This window comes from Paenibacillus sp. FSL K6-4396, assembly GCF_038002525.1.
Taxonomy (GTDB): domain Bacteria; phylum Bacillota; class Bacilli; order Paenibacillales; family Paenibacillaceae; genus Paenibacillus; species Paenibacillus amylolyticus_B.
The window spans coordinates 5432545-5450843 of the sequence record NZ_JBBOCR010000001.1; the positions used below are offsets into that span (position 1 = coordinate 5432545).

The window sequence follows — 18299 nt, forward strand, 5'->3', positions numbered from 1 at the left end:
TGAAATTTCATTTCATTTCCGGTTGTACCAATAGTTGAAGTCCTCTCACATAATTGGCAATAAGACGTTTCACACGGCTCTGTTTTAATTTACGTCCATTAAAACGACAATTGCACTGCAGAATATCATCACCTTCGTCAGACACTAGGATAATCAGATCGTAATAGTTCAGTATATCGTCCGATGCCTTGAACAGATGCTGTTCACCATATAAAGGAATAATTGCCCACTCCGTGCTGCTTGTTCTGATCTGGCTCATCTGCTCGACAGGAAACGCTCGATCCGAAGGCATGGTTATGATCTGTTGATGAACATTTTGAAAGAGCTCTTTCATTGTCTTGTATTGATCGAAATTCAATCGTACAGGTGTGATCATTCTCGCTGTACCATAGGATATGTGCATATCAATAGAGGGTTGTTCTGACAAAGTGTGTAACAAGTAAGCATACATAGCTGATGCCAATACATGAATACTGATCGCTTCAGATTGTGCAATCAGTCGCATATCCTGTACCAATGAAGCTGGGAGAGTGAATTGATACGACAAGGCTTCGTAACCTCGATCCGTATGGAAGAAGCTCCGATCCATCCGTACAGGCTCCAGTTCCACTCTGTCTTGTCTGATCAGATTCCCCCATGAGACAATAGAGGTATGTGAATACAAGCTGGAAATTGCCATTTTGCCTGGAAATGCTTCATCGATTGCCTGATGAATCTGCGTTACTTTTAGCGAATCGAATCCAGCTTCAGCCAGGTTATCCGTTACTCCGACATTCCTAAGTCCCGCTACGGACTCAACAATCTCAATCAGCTTTTGTTCGATATGATCACGAGCTGGTTGTACTTCTTTGATCTCATGCTTATGACTTAACATGCTCTGAATGGATTGTTCCATTTCACTAAATTCTCCTGCTTCGTACCGCTCCTGAAGCCTGTAACGTTGAAATTTTCCACTCGTCGTTTTAGGAATTTGCTTAATGGGTAGCACGGACTTGAGTTCAATCCCCATCCGCTGTTGAATATGTGCTTTTGCTTCTCCAACTCTTGGAATAAAAGATGGCAAGTCCTTTTTATACAGTACAAACATTACAACGCTTTCCGATCCTGTAAGTGGATTGTAGACACCACATACAGCGACTTTCCCCAGATCAAATTGCTCCAGTTCCTCCGTTACACGTTCAATATCATGCGGATATACGTTTTGACCATTGATGAAGATAATGTCCTTGGTTCTGCCCGTAATGACTATTGCGCCATCATTCATAAATCCAATATCTCCAGTACGAATCCATCCATCGGCTGTACTTGCTTTTTCCGTAGCTGCCGCATTGTTGTAATAACCGCTTGTTACACTCAATCCTTTAATTTGAATACTGCCCAGCACCAATTCCTCGACCGGCTTATCATCATCATCACATATTCGTACATCACAGTATTGAACCGGCTTGCCTACTTCGACAAAAGAAACAGCATGTTCCGAGCCCGGTTCAACTTCTATGAAGGGTTTCCCGGTCTCCAAATATCGTCTGTCCAGTACATAACAAGTCAAATCACCGACGTTACCAAAGGAAACACCAACGGTTGCTTCGGCCAAACCGTACGCCGTCAGCATTGTATTGGAGGCCAGTCCATAAGGACTCATCGCCTCCAAAAAATTGAAACATAGTGCCGGAGATATCGGCTCAGCACCGTTCATAATAAAACGTACCGAAGACAAATCCGTTGATGAAAAGGTTAGTGGATTATATGAATCCAGAAAATATTTATAAGCAAAATTTGGAGCATATAGTTGGGTGACACGGTGTTCAGAAGTTTTGGTTAACCATAATGTAGGGTGACGGATGAATAAGGAAGTCGGCATAATAAACTGTTGCAGACCTTGGAAGGTACTTGTAAGATGAAACGCAATCAGACCCATATCATGGGTCAGGGGTAACCAACTCAAAGAACGGTCATTAGAGGAGATTTGGGTTGCTATATTCATAGCTTGTATATTTATCATGACATTGCGGTGTGTAATTACTACACCCTTGGTTTGTCCTGTAGAACCTGAAGAAAATTGGATAAAGGCTATGTCATCCGGCTGGATGTTAGCTTCAATTCCCTCAACAATAGGTTCTTCTCGTACGTTCGAGATGCCCTGTACTATAAAGATTCGGGCATGCATTTCGCGGACAACCTCTTCCAATCCATTCTTCCGGGCAAACTTGTCCAAACTTTCCGTGAGATCCTGATCAGCAGCAATAAACGGATGGTTCAACGTTTTCCACACATTGTAAAGCTTCATTCTTTGCTCCTGATTTCCGCCTACGGTTATCGGAACCGGTATGATTTTTCCAAGCGTGCAAGCCCAAAAGGTGACAATAAACTCTTCTTCCGAATTCAGTTGGAAGATCAATTCATTACCCGGCTTCATCCCAAATGCCTGAAGTTCTCCTAACCGGATTTTGGCTGATTGCAGAAGGGATTGGTACGATACAACCTTTTCTTCTTTGCTGCCATTCAGAAAAGTAATACCTCTGTCTGTGACTGAACCAAGGGAGTTAAATAATTGAGCCAAGTTATCCATGCTCATAACTGGAACACACTCCTTGTCAACTAGATTACGTAAGGTTGCAGTTTTTCATTTATAATTCTCGTTGTTTCCTGAATATTTTCCTGGATATAGAAGTGTCCTCCATCCAATTTGACAATGTCACATTGTGAACCAGCGTACTTTTTCCATCCGATCAGATCGCTAGATTTCACTCGAGTATCGCTTCGGCCAGTTAACACAGTAATATCACTCTGAACCTTGAAAGGCTTAGGTTGAAAACGATAGAGTTCGACAATCCTGAAATCGGCTCTAAGTACAGGGGCAAATAACGAAAAGAGCTCTTTATTGGTAAAGACCTCATCCGACGTTCCACCCATGTTCTGAATCGTCTCTCTGAACTCTTCGTCTGGTAATGCGTGAATATTCTCATCCTTGAAAATATGGGGTGCACGATTGCCTGAAAGCATCATATGTTCAGGCAATTGTTTCGTTGACTGTGCAAGTCGGTAATATAGTTCGAGCGCCATCCAGCTTCCCATGCTATGTCCGAAAATAGCATAAGGCCCATGAATTAGCGAGGAAACCGCAGGGTAGATATCTTCAATCGCTTCTTCAAAGCTTTCATAGAACGGTTCTCCCACTCGAGCGCCTCTTCCTTTTAATTCGATCGGTATTACGTCAATAAAAGGGCTTAAAGATGATTTCCAGCGATGAAAAATCATGGCTGATCCACCTGCATGAGGCAAACAAAAAAGTTGAATTTTCTTCATTAGCCCTATCATTCCTCGTATTCTTATTTTTATCGTAATTTATCATTTTACGTAAAAAAATACAATATTTTCTGTGTTATTGAATACATTATGTAGATTGAATAGATAGGGGGAAATCTCCCTTGTTGCTTCTGAATTGATTGCGATGTTCGGTTGGACTTTTGCCCACTTTTTTCTTGTACATTGCACTAAATTGTGTACTAGAACTGTACCCTAACTTCGTCGTAATTTCAGAGATTGGAAGATCCGTCTTGGTTACGTACTCCTGTGCCTTATCCACCCGAATCTGCTGTAGGTACTTCAGTGGCGAAACATTGAAAACCTTAGAAAACAGATTACACAGATACACTGGATTATAACCAACCATATCCGCCAGAAATTGCAGAGTAATTGGCTGCTCATAATTGTTTTGGATATACTTGCATATCATGACCAAGTTCCGTTTGACCGAGTCCTCCCGATCCGTTTCCGGTCGCATCAAATTAGCCAGATTCGTTTGATAGTAACTGGAGTATACTTCAAGAAAATCTCTTTCAGCTATTTCGATGTCTTCTCTACTCTCTACCGTTCGGTTCAACAGACTTACAGCAAGATCATAGTGTTTACTACCATTCTCACTTAATATGTGACAGCTTGGCAGTCGCTCAAGCAGATCCGATCCAAAAATAATACCTCTCATTTTCAGAACAGGTTTATCGTAGTTTTGCAGTCTTATTTTATTTGCCAGCAGCACAGCCCCTGCCTTAACCTGCACCGTTTTGCTAAACACACTGATTTCCAAGGCATCCATAACCTCAAATATGGCAATCTGTCTTCTGAGAGACAAGTCAAATAGATGTTTTTTTTCACGGACGACCATATCATAAGAAACAACAGAACGTAGTTGGAAATCCATTATCGTTAACCTCCTGATTGTTTTTCGGACGGTTTTGACAAGTACGGTGTTATACATTCATTCCTAATCTTGATCTAAGTTGTGTTGAATTTTTTAAGCTGATTACGAATGTAATCCAATAAATCCTTTTTTTCCTCAGGTGGTATCCACTCCGTTAGTCTGGCTGCAGCAATGGGAAGAACCCATCGATGTATCTCGCGAATGTCCATGCCCGAGAGAGACAAGTAATACTCGATATACGTTTTACTCATCCTGCTTTTGATTATCTTCAGCAGAACTTTCATCATCAATGGAGCGCCTTTGGGCAAATTTCCGTATTTTAATAATACTAGCGTCCTTGCCACATCTGCTGCTGGACAGCCCGATGCGCCTGTCATCCAGTCTATGATCCAGGATTCTTTGCCTGTAATCACATTATTAGGATGGAAATCCCCATGACATAGAGATCTGCCTTCCGGCAAACTATGTACATAGTCCATAATCTGTTGTTTCTCAATGTCCGATAGATCTCTTGCGTTTGATATATTCTTCTCTAATACAGTCTTATGCTTTTGTTGAATCTGTTCACCCGATTGCTGGTGTATTTGATGATGAAGTGCTGCCATCTGCCTTGCTCTGCGCTCAATAGACCATGGTTTAATAATCATCTCTTCCAAAAGTGTCCTTCCACTGGCCAACTCAAATATGATACCTTTACGATTATTGATCGTCACCATATCGATTGTTTGTGGGCATTTAACTCCAAGTTCCAAAACGATTCGAGTATTATCAAACTCATGCTGAATCGCTTCCGCAGAGAAATCTTCTCTGAAAAGTTTCAAAATTGAAGTTTCACCATGTCTGAATATTTCCGCTGTCTGTCCCTGCCCAATCCGTTTCAATCCTAATCAACTCCGTATCTTTCCTAAATCAATTATGGTAAATCATCAAAGAACCTAATGATCAAGCCCTTTTTTCATAGCATAATGAATGATCCTGCCTAATGCAAAAAAAGGGCTCTTCCTTAGGTCCTGCAATGCAAAATCTAAACGTTTCGATTCGCGCTATCCTTAACTTTTTCTGCTTTATTTGAACGTCTCATTTCACGGCGGTGTGTTACAACCTCCTGTGTTGCGATTAAAATCTCATGCATTTGAGTCGTACCTTCGATAATTTCATTGATCCGGGCATCCCGATAATATCTCTCTACGGGATAGTCTCGATGGCAACCATTGGCACCATGAATCTGCACCGCATCACTGGCAACTTTGTTCACCATGGTTGAAGCAAAGTATTTGGCAGTCCAAGTTTCCATAATGCTCTCTGGATCACCCACATCTCTTAAATATCCTGCTCTGTAACACAGCATCCGTGCCGCTTTCATATTCACTGACATTTCAGTGATCATTTTTTGTATCATTTGATTCTCTCGTATAGCTCTTCCGAATTGGATTCTGGAATTGGCATAATGTACCGATGCATCCAGACATGCCTTGGCTAAACCTACACAGCCACAAGCGATCGTGTATCTTCCATAATCCAGACAAGGTAAAGCAACATGTGATAACCCTGTACCGACTTGACCCAGGAGGTTTTCCTTCGGAATACGACAAGAATCCATTTTCAGTTCAGCAATCATCGATGCTCTCGCTCCAAGCAACCCGCTCATAGGTTCAACGCTGAACCCAATGGAATCTCTCTCCACGATAAACGCTGTCGGCTTGTTCTCACATTGGGCAAGAATCAAAAATACGTCTGCGAGCTGCCCCATGGTTATCCATTTTTTATGACCGTTAAGTATGTATTCATCTCCGTCTAATACGGCCGTTGTTTCAATGCTTTTGGCATCGCTTCCAACACTCGGTTCTGTCAATCCGAATGAACCCAAAGTTGTTCCCGTAGCTAATGCAGGCAACCAGTACTGTCTTTGTTGCTCCGTTCCCCAACGCAAGATGGCTAAACCCACCATCCCCTGAACGGTTAACAAACTTCTTACAGAGGAGCACCCACGTCCAACCTCTTCGTTAAGAATCCCGATAGTGATATTGTCCAGTTCCATCCCGCCATATTCTTTTGGCAACATGGAGCCCAGATAACCAGCCTCTGTTATTTTCGCAAGGAGTTCCGGGTGAATTCGTTCTTCGCTGTCATTTAAACTAGCATATGGAATAATCTCGCTGTCTACAAAATCCTTGAATTGTTCCTGCCACATCAATTGCTCCGCATTCAGTTCAACTTTCATCACATATCACTCCTGATTTTGAGGTTATAAGTCCAATAAACGGAACTCGATGCTGTGATTGTCTGATATGAGCTTGTGTCGTCATTTTCCTTTTATGACTCATTGGGAATCTCATAATTGATGCACTTACGCAAACTGTCTTTCAAATGTTGCAATGTTGTGAAGTTCTCCAATTCAAGATACTCATCGTCCATCTCAATATTGAATTCGTTCTCCAAGGCAATGATCAGTTTGATAAATGAAATGGAGTTTAATCCAAGAACTCTTAAATCCTCATCCAACGCACTTACATCCAGCTTTTGTTCAGAAAACATTTCCACGACCTGATAGAAGTGAATATCAAACTGATCATAAGCCACAGGATATTCTTGCAAAAAAGATTCCTCCTCCATATGAGACATGTAATCTTTGAAAATCCATTTTTGTGACACCATTTCTGTGATCAGAATCTGTTCGAACGTTTGCCTAAGAGTATAGGAATCGGAATAAAAAAGTCCTACATTTTGTAAATATTCCATATATTCTCTGACTTCGATACTATCATAATCTTCCTGAGTCAAGCAATCACTATTGCCATGTATTCACAAATATTTAATAGGTTCCCACCTTCGAGATGATATCCCTATCTTGCGACAAGGATTCATTCTCTCAAAGGTGCTTTGACATAAACACATCGACCTCATCTTCACTGTCCAATATAAATCCAAATCGTTCATACAATCGCCGAGCAGGGCTTCCCTGCAAAACATTTAAAATAACCCGTTTCCCCTGAACTTCATCCTGTTCCAGCAGCATATTCAGTACCTGAGTTCCTATTCTCTGGCCTTGATAATCGGGATGTATATAGAAATGTTCCAATAGATATGCCTCAGACTTGGGCTTCAACGCTACACAACCTACCATTGAACCCTCCACTTCAATAATCTGTGTCTGGGCAGGATTGAATGTATTCCGGAAACGTTCACGCACCTTCACATCATCGTACCTTCCCAGCCTGGTTAGATCATCGTATAATACCAAGGCTCGCAAATCAGCGAGTTGCTCTTGGTCTGCCTGTACAGCTTGACGCATTGTTATTGGGTTCATTTGTTGAATTCCTTTCCATTAGAAACACGTTAAATTTTGAATGTCTTGTCGCATGATAGGGATAGAACACTAAAAATCATACCTTTGGCAGCTCACTTGAGCAACACCGGATTTTAGAATGCACTATATTTTTCAAACATATTGAACTCCTCAAAAAATAAAAAAGCCCAAAAAGGACGGTGCAGTCTTGCTTATAGAAATAAGCGAACCCGCAGCCATCCATTCTGGGATGTAGATTACTATAGAAAACTATGAAACATGTGAAGCTTGTGCTGCATGTTGTAATGCTTCCAGACCCAATGCTAGCGCACCACACAAGCCTGCATGCTGGCCCAATCTGGGCTGCACAATATATTGGTCGATATGTTGCGTGATTGGGGCAGCATTTACATAACCATTGAGATTCCGCACTACCTGCTCCCGGATCATAGGAAACAGATGATCTTGCTGCATCACACCACCACCCAAGATGATCTTCTGCGGCGAATGAAGCAAGATGGCCGTAGTAATCGACTCCGCAATGTAAAAGGATTCGATCTCCCACGCCGGGTGATCTGCCGGCAGTTCACTGCCAGGGATCTGCCAGCGAGCTTCAATGGCTGGACCGGCTGCCATCCCCTCCAGACAATCGCCATGATACGGGCATAATCCGGCAAAGTGATCGTCTGGATGGCGTCTTGTCCGAATATGTCCACCCTCGGGATGTAACAATCCGTGTACTCGTTGGCCCCCTGCCACAAGTCCGACACCAACTCCTGTGCCAATCGTGTAATATACACAGTTATCCAGCCCTTGCGCCGCTCCCCACGTCACTTCACCGAGCGCGGCAGCATTCACATCCGTATCCCATCCAAAAGGAACCGGAAATTCATGCTTCAAGGTTCCAATCACATTACAGTTTCCCCACCCAGGCTTAGGTGTGGTCGTAATATAACCATAGGTGGGACTATCCGGTTGTAGATCAATCGGACCAAAGGAGCCGATCCCCATGGCTTCCACATCTTTATCCCTGAAATAGTCGATCACCTTGGCAAGAGTGGTCTCCGGATGTTCTGTTGGAAAGCTGATCCGATCTTCAATCTGTCCATGCTCATTACCTACACCACATACAAACTTCGTTCCGCCCGCTTCTATGGCTCCAATACGCATCGTTCTGGGCTCCTTTCCTTCATTACAATTAACCTTTAGCCTTGGTTGGTGATATCTCATAGATATGAAGTGAGGAGAATACCAGATCTGTATTTTCTGCATGAGCAGAGATGCCCTTGGAATCCACATCCGGATAGATCAGATCCGTAATAACCGCCTGACCATCATTTGCAAATACCTCCACAGATGAATGATCTACATAGATACGCAAACTTTGATTCGCATTTACATCTTTTAACTCAGCTGCATGGCAGCTCAGGAAATGTTCATGAAAATCGCCGATACCCGATCCACTACGATCGATATATACTTCCCCTCGGTTGGCGTCTACGCCAACGAGCGTTTCGTTGTCAGCTCCGCTTCTTAAGGCAAAATGGAACGACTGATCCTGAGCCCACTCTGCATGGATCTCATAGTTCACTAGTTGCAAAGCGTTCAACTGCTCACTCACTTGCTGAATCGAAGCATCCTGTAGGGACAATACTGGCGTACGTGCTTGCTCAAGTTCACGTGCAGGACGTTGAATCAGTATGACTTCTCCGGATCTTGTCTCCAGTGACAGCTCCCGGGCAATGGTCATTGCTCCACGATAATCATTGGTTGGCGTCTGATTGGCATACATCCAGTTGCTCATCCACCCCATAAACAGGCGTCTGCCGTCTTCAGCCGGAATGTCAGACCAACTAACTCCCGCATAGTTATCCCGGCCATGATCAATCCAGCGAATCGTATGGGATGCCTCATCTGGAACAAATGTACTTCCATCAAAATCTCCGGTAAAATATTGCGTTCTGGACCCTTCTATGAATGCAGGATCTGCACCGATGCTAACGAGCATCACCCATTTCACCTGCCCTGAATCTCCATCCACTGCAAGTGGGAACAGGTCCGGGCATTCCCACACGCCATCGTGTGAACCTATCCCTTCGCCAAATTCACTTCCTAGCGTCCAATCCTTCAGATTGGGAGATCGGTACAGACATACCGTTTGACCACAAGCGATAATCATAATCCATTCCTTGGTCTGCTCATGCCAGAACACTTTGGGATCACGGAAATCAACAAAGGACTCATGCGTTAATACCGGATTCCCCTCATATTTGGTCCAGGTTCTGCCGTTGTCTTTGCTATACGCCAGACTCTGACGCTGTACAGGATGATCATTTGGTACTTCCAGATGATGTGTAAAAATGGCTACCAACCCCGGCTCATCTTCGAAAAATCCAGAAGTATTGTTCCAGTCCACCACCGCACTGCCGGAGAAGATCATGCCATGTTGATCCGGTGCCAGAGCTACAGGAAGTTCCTCCCAAGTGACGAGATCTCGGGTTACCGCGTGACCCCAATGCATCGGCCCCCATGTGGTACCAAACGGATGATACTGATAGAACAAGTGATACTCCCCATTGAAAAACACCATGCCGTTCGGGTCGTTCATCCACTTCTCTTTCGGTGAAAAATGGTATTCATTTCTGTAATCTTGTTTAAGAATTGTCGACATTATGGTTTCTCCTCCGTACTTTTCTTTATTTGTTATTACGGTCATATCCTGCTTGTTTAATCTGTAGCCATTCTTGCAATCCAAGGCGATCCAGCTCTTTCAAGTAAGCATCCCACTCCTGATCTATTTTCCCGTTTTGATACCATTCTGTACGCAGACGTAACACGTAGGCGAAGAGATCGGTCTCAATCGTGGACAATCGATCCAGTTCATCAATGGAGAAGAACACACTTGGATATACGTTCTCCGCTTTCATATGCGGAACCATAACCTTGTCGAGAAGTTCCATGCGCCAAGCCGCATCTTCCGGTTTGGTTGTGTATTTGTCATAATAACTGTCGAGAATGGCCAATGGTCCTGCGATACTGGTTTTTTGTCTGAGTTCCACAGGTGCAGATCCTTCCAGCGGAAGATGTTTCAGCATGCCTTTGGCTTCATCGAATTCAAAAATATTTTGCTGACTCTCGTCTCCATAGGTACCCCAGTTGTTCTGCACAGATTGGAGCGGATCATACAGTTGGTCTACCCACTTCGCTGTGGATTCCAGGTTTTTATTGCTGCTGGTAATGACCATGCGACCACGATCAAGCCCAATCCCGTTTGTTCTTGTGACATTGACCTCTCCGTTAGGCCCGGCAACCGGAGGCAGAACATCATACGTATCATTCATGCCTGTAATGTTAGCCTTATCCCATGTGAAGTACATGCCGTACTTGTTATCCTTGCCTTTCGCCAGGTACGTGTTCCAATCCTGCTGGTACGATTCGACATCGATCAGCCCTTCCTGAACCAACTCATGAATGTATTTAACCGCTTCCTTGTAGCCTTCATCAGCTGCTGTGAAGACCACTTTCCCATCATTGGTTACCACGGTATGATCCCAGTTCTCTCCGAGTCCAAATGCCGCAAAGAGAAATGTCAGATCTTCTCCGCCCGGTTTGTTAATGAAAGATAACGGAATTTCGTCGGCCTTACCGTTGCCGTTTGGATCTTGAGTTTTGAACGCGATCAATACTTCTTTCAGTTCTTCGGTTGTCGTTGGCATCTTCAGTCCAAGCTTGTTCAACCATTCCACATTAATCCAGGGCAAGTTATCCACTGCCTGAATCCGTTGTTTGCCACTTCCGAGTTCTTCAATCCATGGGAATGAATAGATATGTCCGTCTGGAGCCGTGATCATGCTCTTGTATTCGGGAGCTTCCTCCAGCACCTTTTTCAGATTAGGCATGTGTTGTTCAATCATGTCCTCAAGTGGAATGATCGCCCCGTCCTTCGCCAGTTTCAGGAGATCATAATCCCCGTAACCTGCATCAAAAATGGCATCCGGCAAATCACCGCTGGCAACCGCCAGGTTTCTTTTTTCTGCAAACACATCACTCGTATAGTTCTTCCAGTTGATATGCACATTGGTTTTCTCTTCGAGTCGCTTGTTAATCAGCTTGTCGTTTGGATCAGCGGGAGCCAGCGGAGAGCTCTGTGTTATAAAATTCAATGTCACCTTGCCATCAGGGGATTGCGCCTCACTTGCCGCGCCGCCTCCACCTCCGCCACAGGCGGTTAGAAAGAGCATTGCAGATAACATGGAAATGGATGCCGTTGTAACGGCTTTTTTGGACTTGTTCACTTTTTTCATAATAATGACCTCCATGAGTTGGATTGGATCAACTTACTGTATCGCAGGCTGTTCACTATTTGAGGGAACCGACCATGACACCTTTTTCGAAATACTTCTGGAAGAACGGATACATGATGATGAGTGGCAGACTCGAAATGACAATCGCTGAGTATTTAATCATCTCGGAGAGCCGTTTCAGTTCTGCCATCGCGAGTTGATCACTGATCATGCCCGGTGCAGCCTGATTCTGAATCAGAATGGAACGCAGAACGAGCTGTAACGGATGCAGGTTCGGATTATCGAGATAGATCATTGCATCAAAATAGGAATTCCATTGCCCAACGAACGCATAAAGTGCGAGTACAAAAATGATCGGTTTCGACAACGGAATGACGATCTGGAAGAAAATCTTCATCTCAGAGGCTCCATCCACGTTTGCAGCTTCTTTCAGTTCTCGAGGGACTCCTTTGAAAAAGGTTCTGGAGAGAATGATGTTCCAGACGTTAACGGCTCCAGGGATGATGATCGCCCACACCGTATCCAGCATGCCGAGATTACGTATGAGTAGATACGTAGGGATTAATCCCCCGCCGAAGAACATGGTAATGATAAAGATAATCATGAAAAATCCACGTCCCGCGAGCCTATCATCCGACAATGCATAACCTGCAAATATGGATACGGTCACGGTGATCAGTGCAAAGGAAACCGAGTACAATACCGCATTTGCAAACCCCCGAATCATGGCTGGATTGGACAAAATCATCTGATATCCGTCCAGGCTCCAGTCCGATACATTAAAGGACAGTCCACGATTCAGTAACACCGTGGGGTCCATGAATGAGGCGATAACAATATAAATCAGGGGAACAACCACAACCAGTACAGCACAGGTGAGAAAAATGGCATTGAGTGTGAGGATCAATCGATCCATTCCCGTGTGTTTAACAACCATGGATAATACTCCTTTCCTAATAGAGGCCTTCGCCTTCATTCAATTTCTTCACGATCAGATTCACCGTCACTAGCAGAATCACATTGATAACCGAGTTGAACAATCCAACTGCCGCAGAATAAGCGTAATCTCCAGACTGTAGTCCCACCTTGTAGACATACGTGGCAATAATCTCGGAGGACGGCAGGTTCATGGACGTCTGCATCAGATAGGCCTTCTCAAATCCAATGGACATAATCCCGCCAGCTGCAAGGATAAAGACGATGGCCATAATCGGACGAATCGTTGGAAGGTCAATGTGGCGAATACGCTGAAGGAGATTAGCTCCATCCAGATTAGCCGCATTGTGAAGCTCCGGATCAACATTGGCCAAAGCCGCGACGTATATGATGGAAGCCCAGCCGGCTCCGGTCCAGATATCGGACAAAATGTAGATCCAGCGGAAATATTCCGGTTCAGACATGAACATAATCGGCTGACCTGTAATCCATGTGGCTAATTGATTAATCGGCCCTGTCGGTGAGAGGAAGATGAACAGCATACCCACAACGACAACAACCGAGATAAAATTGGGTGCGTACAGAAACAATTGAATATTTTTCTTGATGCCAGCTTTGCGTACCTGATTCAGCATGAGTGCCAGTAAAATGGGCACCGGGAAACTGAATATCAATCCCAAAAAGCTGAGTTTAAGCGTATTCATTAAAATGATATCGAAATTGGGTGAAGCTATAAATTTCTCAAAATGCTTCAGTCCTACCCAATCACTGCCCATGATGCCTTTGATCGGACTGAAATCCTTAAACGCAATGATGGCTCCGTACATCGGAATGTACTTGAAGATAAGAGTCAAAATTAAGGCTGGTGCAAGCAACATATATAAAAAGTAATTTTTTTTGAGCTGCTGTAACCTATGACCGCTTGTCGTCCTCACTTTCAGTACCCTTCCTCCGCCCTTTTTGCTGTCGGCTATGTTATCCAACACGATACCCCCGTTCATTCTAGAAGTTGACAATTGTTTTCAGTAAGGGCTTTCAATATTTACAATTGCCTATTTGATAATTTACAATTTATCAGGTTTCAACAGATTTAGTCAATACGTTTTGTAAAAAAATATTTGTGCATTTGATCATTTTATCTTTGCATTAATGTAACTAAAGAGGATTAAATTTGCATATATACAGCACTGAATCGTTAATACCCGCATAGATATTTCTATATCATGACTGTAATAGATTATCATTGTTACACTAATTAACAAAACTTCTGGAACAATTATGAAAATAGAATTCGACTATCTAAATGTAAATGTAATTGTGCATTTGTAAAACAGAGATTGCTATTTGTCCCGTTCTATTATACATTTGACTTAGAGAAGAATATGGATAACTATTGATGATTAGAGGTGAAGCATTAGATGGCAAAGGAAAAAGTCACGATACAAGACATTGCTGATGCTTTGGGGATTTCCAGGAATACGGCTTCCAAAGCATTAAATGATAGCGGAAACATCCCGGATGAGACCCGAAATCGTGTAATTAAAAAAGCAATTGAACTTAAATATAAACAGTTTGCCTATATGGAAAATGAGCATGTTCTAACCAAGGCTCCGGGCAATATCGCCCTGTTAACTGAAAACCTGCCTAATACATCTCACTTTGGTTCGTTGTTAATCAGCGGTTTGGAGAAAAGAATCAGTGCGGAGGGATATAATCTCTCGATTCACATCGTGCGTGAAGACGATCAAGATGCACTTACACTTCCCAACAATTTTGATATAGCCAAAGTAGACGGCATCATTTGCATTGAATTATTTGATCTGGAATATACACAGCTGATTACCGATCTGGGCATTCCCACCATCTTTATCGATTGCGCTTCCAACATATGTTATCCCGAATTCAAAGCAGATCTGCTACTCATGGAGAATGAACATAGCATCTATCAGTTAACCACAAAATTAATTGAGAGCGGCTACACAAGTATTGGATTCGTCGGAGATTACAATCACTGCAAGAGCTTTAATGAACGATGGGTTGGATATCAGCGTGCTATGCTGGAGGCGGGGTTGCAGGTCGACCTGTCCCATTGCATCGTAGATAATGATCGCCTGTGTTTCTCCAAGCCAGGATGGTTGAACCAGCGAGTAGGAGAGCTGGCATCCCTACCTTCCGCTTACGTATGCGCTAATGACTTTATAGCAGTTGATCTGATCAGGGCGTTAAAAGACAGAAATGTCGCTGTGCCACAGGATATTGCGATATGCGGATTTGATAATGCACCCCAATCTCGAATTATTGAGCCAGCATTAACAACGGTTCATATTTATAGCAATGAGATGGGCATTAAGACTGCGGAGATGCTGTTATCCCGGATTAATAGCCCGACACAGCCGTATCAGGTCTCCCACATTGTGACCAAACCCATTATCAGGGAGTCCACACCAGCAATCATGGACGATCATTCTCAGATGGTTCATAGTTCTGCAAAATAAAAAAAACGTATGTCTCACGAGTAACAACTCGTGAAACATACGTTTTTTTGTGGTTTCGATTTGGCTGGATGGAAACTCTATCCTATCCATCGTGGCCTAGATAAAAAATCATCTCGCGATTAGATCTCTTTCAAAATGCCTTTTACAAGTCCGATAAAGGTTGTTTTCACTTGCGCAGCCACTTCAATAACTTCATCATGACTTAACGGCTGATCCAGAATACCACAGGCCATGTTGGTCAGACAGGAAATGCCTAGTACCTTCATACCGCCATGAATGGCAACAATGGCTTCAGGTACCGTGGACATACCCACTGCATCCGCACCCATCGTACGAATCATGCGAATCTCCGCTGGTGTCTCATATGCCGGGCCACTCCACCATGCATAGACACCTTGCTGCAGGCCAACATTCTGCTCTTCTGCAACCTTAAGGGCAATACTGCGCAGTTCACGATTGTATACCTGTGATACGTCTGGAAAACGAACACCCAGTTCAGCATTATTTGGTCCCATCAACGGGTTATTGCCTACCAGGTTAATATGATCTGTAATGAGCATCAGTTGACCCGGCTCAAAGCTTGTGTTGATGGCTCCGCAGGCATTGGTGATAAGCAATTGCTCGACACCCAGCGCCTTCATGATACGAACGGGGAAAGTCACTTCGTCCAATGTAAAACCTTCATAATAATGAAGGCGGCCTTTCATCGCTACAACCGTTTTGCCCATCAGTTCACCAATAACCAATTCATTGGCATGACCGATAGCCTCCGATTGGGCGAAATACGGAATATCTGTATACGGAATAACGGTCGCATTTTCAATCTCATCCGCGAGCGCTCCCAGTCCGGAACCCAGAATCATGCCTACGGCAGGTTTGGTATGGATTCGGTTTAATATGTAATCTCTTGCTTCCTGAATATGTGCGGATTGATGCATAATGATATCCTCCTGATGATCTGAATTGAGTTAACGAAAACTGAGGTAATGAGTTGCTACTCATCAAGTGTAATGAACAATGGTCATGATGTAAATGGAAGCTGTTCTATATACAATAAAAAAAACGACCCTATGCTCCAGAATCGTTTAAAAACATGGACATACCCTATTCCAATGTATATTTGTTTCTACTTTTCATGTAATCGATTGTCATGATCAGTAACAGCATGAATGTTGCAAACATCAGCGGTTTGGCAAAAGTGCCTTCTTCAAAAATATAATACGCAGCGACCAAGTTTCCTGCAAATATTAACAGATAATTGCGGGTGCGATCCATCTTCTCAACTCATTTCGGAAAAGAATATTGTTCGAGATTGCCTTTCTTTTACCCTATCACACAATTCCATTTAATACCATATTTTTATCATCTACACAAATCAACACCTCTGTCATTCACGAGATTGCCGTACCTCATAATCTATATTGAGTACAGCAAAAAATCGGCCACATCGTGACCGATTCTCTCCACTTCCCTGATGTTCAGGACATAGGGTTAATGATACGCCAAAATGATTCCTTAGGCTGCAACTGTTGATCAAAAACAAAGGGCCAATTTTTGCGCCCACGAACCGGGAAATGGTCCAGCCATGTATAATTGTCCGCTACTCCCCAGAACGTCACAGAGGTAAGGGATGATTTATACTCACGGAACAAATTAAAGATTTCTTCATATCGACGCTCCTGTAGCTCAGCCATCTCCGAAGTTGGCGCGGTGAGGTCCGTTCGACGATCCTCATAACGAAACACGGACATATCCAGCTCCGTAACATGCAACTGCACATCCAGTGAAGCATAACGCTCGATAGCCATTCGGATTTCTTCAATGGAAGGGCCATGGATATTCCAGTGTCCCTGCATGCCGATTCCATGTACAGGTGCTCCCTTATCCAACAAAGACCGAACCAGATTGTAGATCTTCTCCCGTTTGACCGGATCCGTCTCATTGTAGTCATTATAGAAAAGAAGGGCATTTGGATCAGCTTCATGAGCCATATTGAACGCTTGCAGCAAATAATCTTCCCCCACCAGCTCTAACCACTTCGTGTCCCGCATGAACAGGTCGGTCTTATCTTCAATAGCTTCATTGACGACATCCCACGCATATATTTGCCCCTTATACCGACCTACTACCGTATCAATATGTTGCTTCAAGCGAGATAATACCAGCTCTCTGGAAGCGGGAGCACCTGAGGTATCCTCAAAGACCCATTTCGATGTTTGATTATGCCAGACCAAAGTATGTCCGCGAACCCCAATCCCTTGGGCAACAGCAAAATCAACAATTTTATCCGCCGCCTCAAATGTATAACGATCCTCTTCCGGGTGAATTTCTTCAAATTTCATCTGATTTTCAGCCGTGATACTATTGAAGTGTTTGGCGATGAAATCCCCTTCGGACTGCAACATTCTGGTATGTACAGCAGCACCTATTTTGAACGTATTAGCGTACGTAGCATGTAGTGATGGAATTTCGGTTGGCATTTACAATTCCTCCCTGCCAGTTTTTATCCATCATATCGTTTGTTGAATACGCTTACAATGAACAAATTATACTTCTTCCCCCTCATATTTAACTATTTATGATCCTCGGCCCTGTTCGCAAAACAAAAACACCTCCACGTTTGTTCCGCTGCTCATCGCAACAGAACATTTCTTCGAAGGTGTTTTGTGATCGGGAGGTTCAGTTAAATTCAACACATGTACAAAGAGAGTATGAAGCGTTACAGCTTGTCTACCTGTAGCAAGGTCACCTGTTTCACTGTGCATGCCGGGTTAATTTGCTCCTCGGACAGAATGTTTAGCTTAATCAGGCTTTTCAGCTTATGACTGTCTACCTTGGACAACAATCGCCAGATGTCCGGGTCTGGAAGAGAAGCATACAGCTTCTGATCATCGTATTCCTTCCGGTTCTGCAGCACTGTTTTCACGGTGTAACCACCAACCTGTGTCTCATAGACCCCTTGTTCTGTAAAATACGCGACAATCTCATCTCGTAGTACAGACAACTGCTGCTCAATATCTTTTTGCTGCTGCTTCAGGTCAAAGTAGGTTTGTACTTTCTGCTCCATATCGATCACG

At 43.5% G+C, this 18299-nt stretch carries 17 protein-coding genes; 1 reads left to right on the forward strand and 16 read right to left on the reverse strand.

Annotated elements, in window-relative coordinates; translation table 11 throughout:
- Positions 1-7 precede the first annotated feature (7 nt).
- From MHB85_RS23740 to MHB85_RS23795, 12 genes are all read right to left on the reverse strand, one after another.
- Positions 8-2575, reverse strand: a complete 2568-nt coding sequence (locus MHB85_RS23740) for a non-ribosomal peptide synthetase (RefSeq protein ID WP_105601710.1) — start codon at positions 2573-2575, stop codon at positions 8-10.
- 23 nt (positions 2576-2598) lie between these two features.
- Positions 2599-3306 (reverse strand): thioesterase II family protein, encoded by a 708-nt coding sequence (locus MHB85_RS23745; protein ID WP_167483659.1) that lies wholly within the window; start codon positions 3304-3306, stop codon positions 2599-2601.
- Positions 3307-3394: 88 nt separating this feature from the next.
- Complete coding sequence (locus MHB85_RS23750; protein WP_181155579.1) at positions 3395-4201, reverse strand: helix-turn-helix domain-containing protein; 807 nt, start codon at positions 4199-4201, stop codon at positions 3395-3397.
- Positions 4202-4275: 74 nt separating this feature from the next.
- Positions 4276-5082: a phosphotransferase family protein gene (locus tag MHB85_RS23755; RefSeq protein WP_105601713.1), complete on the reverse strand. Its 807-nt coding sequence runs from the start codon at positions 5080-5082 to the stop codon at positions 4276-4278.
- A gap of 143 nt (positions 5083-5225) precedes the next feature.
- Positions 5226-6422 carry an acyl-CoA dehydrogenase family protein gene (locus MHB85_RS23760; protein WP_047843977.1) on the reverse strand — a complete coding sequence of 399 codons (1197 nt, stop codon included), beginning with the start codon at positions 6420-6422 and terminating at the stop codon, positions 5226-5228.
- A gap of 92 nt (positions 6423-6514) precedes the next feature.
- Positions 6515-6940, reverse strand: coding sequence for an acyl carrier protein (locus MHB85_RS23765; RefSeq protein ID WP_206759561.1), 426 nt, complete (start codon positions 6938-6940; stop codon positions 6515-6517).
- Positions 6941-7070: 130 nt separating this feature from the next.
- Positions 7071-7493, reverse strand: coding sequence for a GNAT family N-acetyltransferase (locus MHB85_RS23770; RefSeq protein ID WP_341073815.1), 423 nt, complete (start codon positions 7491-7493; stop codon positions 7071-7073).
- Between the two features lie 264 nt (positions 7494-7757).
- Complete coding sequence (locus MHB85_RS23775) at positions 7758-8657, reverse strand: ROK family protein (protein ID WP_192133304.1); 900 nt, start codon at positions 8655-8657, stop codon at positions 7758-7760.
- Between the two features lie 28 nt (positions 8658-8685).
- A complete protein-coding gene (locus tag MHB85_RS23780; protein ID WP_341073816.1) occupies positions 8686-10158 on the reverse strand; it encodes a glycoside hydrolase family 32 protein in 1473 nt (490 codons plus the stop codon).
- 25 nt (positions 10159-10183) lie between these two features.
- Positions 10184-11791: an ABC transporter substrate-binding protein gene (locus tag MHB85_RS23785; protein WP_192133300.1), complete on the reverse strand. Its 1608-nt coding sequence runs from the start codon at positions 11789-11791 to the stop codon at positions 10184-10186.
- Between the two features lie 55 nt (positions 11792-11846).
- Positions 11847-12728 carry a carbohydrate ABC transporter permease gene (locus MHB85_RS23790; RefSeq protein WP_036617174.1) on the reverse strand — a complete coding sequence of 294 codons (882 nt, stop codon included), beginning with the start codon at positions 12726-12728 and terminating at the stop codon, positions 11847-11849.
- A 16-nt stretch (positions 12729-12744) separates the two neighbouring features.
- Positions 12745-13605, reverse strand: coding sequence for an ABC transporter permease (locus tag MHB85_RS23795; protein ID WP_223200008.1), 861 nt, complete (start codon positions 13603-13605; stop codon positions 12745-12747).
- Positions 13606-14145: 540 nt separating this feature from the next.
- Between MHB85_RS23795 and MHB85_RS23800 the strand changes: the two genes are divergently transcribed.
- Positions 14146-15222, forward strand: a complete 1077-nt coding sequence (locus tag MHB85_RS23800; protein WP_192133297.1) for a LacI family DNA-binding transcriptional regulator — start codon at positions 14146-14148, stop codon at positions 15220-15222.
- Between the two features lie 119 nt (positions 15223-15341).
- Here MHB85_RS23800 and MHB85_RS23805 read toward each other — a convergent pair whose 3' ends face one another.
- From MHB85_RS23805 to MHB85_RS23820, 4 genes are all read right to left on the reverse strand, one after another.
- Positions 15342-16160: a purine-nucleoside phosphorylase gene (locus tag MHB85_RS23805; RefSeq protein ID WP_036617166.1), complete on the reverse strand. Its 819-nt coding sequence runs from the start codon at positions 16158-16160 to the stop codon at positions 15342-15344.
- 166 nt (positions 16161-16326) lie between these two features.
- Positions 16327-16497 carry a hypothetical protein gene (locus MHB85_RS23810; RefSeq protein WP_017686928.1) on the reverse strand — a complete coding sequence of 57 codons (171 nt, stop codon included), beginning with the start codon at positions 16495-16497 and terminating at the stop codon, positions 16327-16329.
- Between the two features lie 203 nt (positions 16498-16700).
- Entirely contained in the window at positions 16701-17702 is a 1002-nt protein-coding gene (locus MHB85_RS23815) for an endo-1,4-beta-xylanase (RefSeq protein ID WP_341073817.1), read from the reverse strand.
- A gap of 239 nt (positions 17703-17941) precedes the next feature.
- The gene (locus MHB85_RS23820; protein WP_341073818.1) at positions 17942-18289 is read right to left on the reverse strand and encodes a hypothetical protein; all 348 of its coding nucleotides are present in this window, start codon (positions 18287-18289) and stop codon (positions 17942-17944) included.
- Positions 18290-18299: the final 10 nt, after the last annotated feature.

Bases quoted from the DNA above. Each gene is read 5' to 3' on its own strand.
- MHB85_RS23795 (WP_223200008.1), bottom strand. From the start codon at position 13,605: ATGTTGCTTGCACCAGCCTTAATTTTGACTCTTATCTTCAAGTACATT.
- MHB85_RS23800 (WP_192133297.1), top strand. From the start codon at position 14,146: ATGGCAAAGGAAAAAGTCACGATACAAGACATTGCTGATGCTTTGGGG.
- MHB85_RS23810 (WP_017686928.1), bottom strand. From the start codon at position 16,497: ATGGATCGCACCCGCAATTATCTGTTAATATTTGCAGGAAACTTGGTC.
- MHB85_RS23760 (WP_047843977.1), bottom strand. From the start codon at position 6,422: ATGAAAGTTGAACTGAATGCGGAGCAATTGATGTGGCAGGAACAATTC.
- MHB85_RS23770 (WP_341073815.1), bottom strand. From the start codon at position 7,493: ATGCGTCAAGCTGTACAGGCAGACCAAGAGCAACTCGCTGATTTGCGA.
- MHB85_RS23805 (WP_036617166.1), bottom strand. From the start codon at position 16,160: ATGCATCAATCCGCACATATTCAGGAAGCAAGAGATTACATATTAAAC.
- MHB85_RS23745 (WP_167483659.1), bottom strand. From the start codon at position 3,306: ATGAAGAAAATTCAACTTTTTTGTTTGCCTCATGCAGGTGGATCAGCC.
- MHB85_RS23785 (WP_192133300.1), bottom strand. From the start codon at position 11,791: ATGAAAAAAGTGAACAAGTCCAAAAAAGCCGTTACAACGGCATCCATT.
- MHB85_RS23750 (WP_181155579.1), bottom strand. From the start codon at position 4,201: ATGGATTTCCAACTACGTTCTGTTGTTTCTTATGATATGGTCGTCCGT.
- MHB85_RS23780 (WP_341073816.1), bottom strand. From the start codon at position 10,158: ATGTCGACAATTCTTAAACAAGATTACAGAAATGAATACCATTTTTCA.
- MHB85_RS23740 (WP_105601710.1), bottom strand. From the start codon at position 2,575: ATGAGCATGGATAACTTGGCTCAATTATTTAACTCCCTTGGTTCAGTC.
- MHB85_RS23815 (WP_341073817.1), bottom strand. From the start codon at position 17,702: ATGCCAACCGAAATTCCATCACTACATGCTACGTACGCTAATACGTTC.
- MHB85_RS23765 (WP_206759561.1), bottom strand. From the start codon at position 6,940: ATGGAATATTTACAAAATGTAGGACTTTTTTATTCCGATTCCTATACT.
- MHB85_RS23775 (WP_192133304.1), bottom strand. From the start codon at position 8,657: ATGCGTATTGGAGCCATAGAAGCGGGCGGAACGAAGTTTGTATGTGGT.
- MHB85_RS23820 (WP_341073818.1), bottom strand. From the start codon at position 18,289: ATGGAGCAGAAAGTACAAACCTACTTTGACCTGAAGCAGCAGCAAAAA.
- MHB85_RS23790 (WP_036617174.1), bottom strand. From the start codon at position 12,728: ATGGTTGTTAAACACACGGGAATGGATCGATTGATCCTCACACTCAAT.